The following is a 3,368-nucleotide window of genomic DNA, read 5'->3' on the forward strand; positions in this document are numbered from 1 at the left end:
GGCGCCCGCGAGGGGCCGGGTAAGGTCGGATTCCCCCGAGTCAGCAACGCACCGCCAGGAGCCGTACATGAGCCAGCGCACGCTCGTCCTCCTCAAGCCCGACGCGGTACGCCGCGGGCTGGTCGGCGAGATCATCGGCCGGATCGAGCGGAAGGCCGACTGGTCGATCGCCGCGCTTGAGCTGCGCACCCTCGACCGCTCCACGCTGGAGCAGCACTACGCCGAGCACGTGGGCCGGCCGTTCTACGAGCCGTTGATGGAGTTCATGGCCTCCGGACCGGTCGTCGCGCTGGTGGTCGAGGGCGAGCGGGTCATCGAGGGAGTCCGCACGCTGTCCGGGCCCACCGACCCGATCGCCGCCGCGCCCGGCAGCATCCGTGGGGACTTCGGCACCATCGTCCGCGAGAACCTCGTGCACGCCTCCGACTCCGAGGAATCCGCCGCGCGCGAGCTGAAACTGTTCTTCCCGGAGCTCGCCTGACGTCCGCGCAGGTCGGCAGCGGACCCGGCCACCGAAGAGGCGACCGGATCTTTCGGTCGCCTCTTGGCATGTGCAAGCGAAAAGGGGGAAAGGGCAACCGACACGGTGCCGTATTGACTGCGACACCCTCGCTCCCTCCGCGACCTCGCGAGACTACGATGGCCCCCACGGGCCGTAGCGCGCGTCGCCCTGCTGCCGACCCCCGTCCGCCATCACCTTGGAAGGCCAGACGTATCCCATGGCGAATAGCATGTCTTTCATCGGCCGTGACATGGCCGTCGACCTTGGGACCGCCAACACGCTGGTGTACGTCAGAGGCCGGGGCATCGTCCTGAACGAGCCGTCGGTCGTGGCCATCAACACCAACACCGGCGGGATCCTCGCGGTCGGCGCCGAGGCGAAGAAGATGATCGGCCGCACCCCGGGCAACATCGTCGCGGTGCGCCCGCTCAAGGACGGCGTCATCGCCGACTTCGAGATCACCGAGCGCATGCTGCGCTACTTCATCCTGAAGATCCACAAGCGCCGCTACCTCGCCCGCCCGCGCGTCGTGGTCTGCGTCCCCTCGGGCATCACGGGAGTCGAGCGCCGCGCGGTCATCGAGGCGTCGACCCAGGCGGGCGCGCGCCAGGTGCACATCATCGAGGAGCCCATGGCGGCGGCGATCGGCTCCGGGCTCCCGGTGCACGAGGCGACGGGCAACATGGTCGTGGACATCGGCGGCGGCACCACCGAGGTCGCGGTGATCTCCCTCGGCGGCATCGTCACGGCGCAGTCCATCCGGGTCGCCGGGGACGAGCTGGACAACGCGATCATCCAGCACATCAAGAAGGAGTACAGCCTCCTGCTCGGCGAGCGCACCGCCGAGATGATCAAGATCACCATCGGCTCCGCGTACGACACCGACCGCGACGAGCACACCGAGATCCGCGGCCGCGACCTGGTCAGCGGGCTGCCGAAGACGGTCGTGATCTCCTCCGCCGAGGTGCGCAAGGCCATGGAGGAGCCGCTCAACGCGATCGTCGACGCGGTCAAGACGACGCTCGACAAGTGCCCGCCGGAGCTGTCCGGCGACATCATGGACCGCGGCATCGTGCTCACCGGGGGCGGCGCGCTGCTGGCCGGCCTCGACGAGCGGCTGCGGCACGAGACGGGGATGCCGATCCACCTCGCCGAGGAGCCGCTCGACTCCGTCGCGCTCGGCTCCGGCAAGTGCGTCGAGGAGTTCGAGGCGCTGCAGCAGGTACTGGACGCGCAGCCCCGCCGCTAGGCCAAGTCCGCACCCCACCGCCGGGACACCCAGGAAGGCGCTTCGGAAGCACGTGAGGGACACACGAGAGAGCCGGGTCCTGCTCCTGCTGCTCATCACCATCTCGTTCGCGCTGATCACGGTCGACATCCGGGGCGGGAACGACTCTCCCCTGGACGCCACGAAGCGGGGAGCCGCGGCGGCGCTGGGGCCGGTCGAGAACGGCGTCGCCAGTGTGGTCGATCCGGTGGGCAACGCGATCGAGGCGGTCCGCGAGTCGGGTGACCGGCACGACCGGATCGCCGAGTTGCAGCGGCAGAACGCCGAGCTGAAGCAGCGGCTGGGCAGCGACGACCGCAACCGCGCCCGCGCCGCGGAGCTGGACAAGATCCTCGGCAACGCGGGCGCGGGCCGGTACGGCATCAAGGGCGCCCAGGTCATCGCCATAGGAGCGGCCCAGGGCCTGTCCTGGACCGTGACCATCGACGCCGGCACCCGCGACGGCCTGGAGCGGGACATGACCGTACTCAACGGCGACGGGCTCGTCGGCCGCGTCACCACCGTCGGCCCGTCCACGGCCACGGTGCTGCTCGCCAACGACCCGGAGTTCACGGTCGGCACCCGGCTGGAGAAGACCAGCGAGCTGGGCTTCGCCACCGGCCAGGGCGACCGGCCCATGAAGGTGGAACTGCTCAACGGCAAGCTGAAGGTGGAGAAGGGCGACCGGCTGGTGACCTTCGGCTCCCACGGCTCGCGGCCGTTCGTGCCGGGTGTGCCGATAGGGGTCGTCTCGTCGGTCGAGCCGGTCGGCGACGTCACGCGCACCGTGTACGTCGAGCCGTACGCCTCGTTCACCCGGCTCGACATCGTCGGCGTCGTCGTCCAGCCGCCCCGCGACGACCCGCGCGACGCGGTGCTGCCGCCCGCGCCGAAGGCCACGCCGACGCCCACCGTCACCGTCACCGTCCCCCCGGGCGGCGAGGGCGCGGAGGGCGCGGAAGGCGCCGCGGGCGGCGAAGCGGAGGGCGAGGCCGACGCCGGCGCGGGTGCCGACGCCGGAGCCGGGGATCCCGCCGCAGAGGACCCCGCAGCCGGAGAGGACGGGAACTGACCGCATGAGGCACGTCAACCGCGTCCTGCTCTGCGCCTCGCTGCTGGTGACCGCTCTCGTCTTCCAGGTCACCGTGCTCGCCCGGCTCCATCTGCCCGGCGCCGTACCGGATCTGACGCTCCTGGTCGTCCTCGCCCTCGCGATGGTCTACGGCCACGTCGGCGGCGCCCTCGTCGGCTTCACCGCCGGCCTGCTCGCCGACATCGCGCCGCCCGCCGACCATGCCGTCGGCCGCTACGCGCTCGTCCTCGCCGTCATCGGCTACCTCGCCGGGCTCGTCAAACCCGAGTCCGGCCAGGTGCGTACCGCCGCGGGCCCGATGATGGTCGTCGGCTGCGCCGCCGTCGGCTCCACCCTGCTGTACGCGGGCGTCGGCGCCCTCGTCGGCGAGGGCTCGGTGCGCGGCGTGGGCCTGGGCAGCCTGGTCTTCACCGCCGCGATCTACGACCTGCTGCTCGCGCCGTTCACCGTGCCGCTGGTGATGGCGCTGGCCCGCAAGGCCGACCGCGACACGACCGCCGAGGCCG

4 protein-coding genes are annotated in these 3,368 nt (G+C 71.4%); all 4 read left to right on the top strand.

From position 1 onward, the window contains the following. The first annotated feature begins 67 nt into the window (after positions 1 to 67). Entirely contained in the window at positions 68 to 481 is a 414-nt protein-coding gene (gene ndk / locus H5J30_RS23080) for a nucleoside-diphosphate kinase (protein ID WP_181789298.1), read from the top strand. Between the two features lie 250 nt (positions 482 to 731). After that, a complete protein-coding gene (locus H5J30_RS23085) occupies positions 732 to 1,751 on the top strand; it encodes a rod shape-determining protein (protein ID WP_018834281.1) in 1,020 nt (339 codons plus the stop codon). A 52-nt stretch (positions 1,752 to 1,803) separates the two neighbouring features. Further along, a complete protein-coding gene (gene mreC, locus H5J30_RS23090; protein ID WP_181789299.1) occupies positions 1,804 to 2,841 on the top strand; it encodes a rod shape-determining protein MreC in 1,038 nt (345 codons plus the stop codon). A gap of 4 nt (positions 2,842 to 2,845) precedes the next feature. Further along, positions 2,846 to 3,368, top strand: a 523-nt coding sequence (gene mreD / locus H5J30_RS23095; protein WP_181789300.1) for a rod shape-determining protein MreD, incomplete at its 3' end; no start/stop codon positions are given.

It is taken from the genome of Streptomyces phytophilus (assembly GCF_013870535.1).
Taxonomy (GTDB): domain Bacteria; phylum Actinomycetota; class Actinomycetes; order Streptomycetales; family Streptomycetaceae; genus Streptomyces; species Streptomyces phytophilus.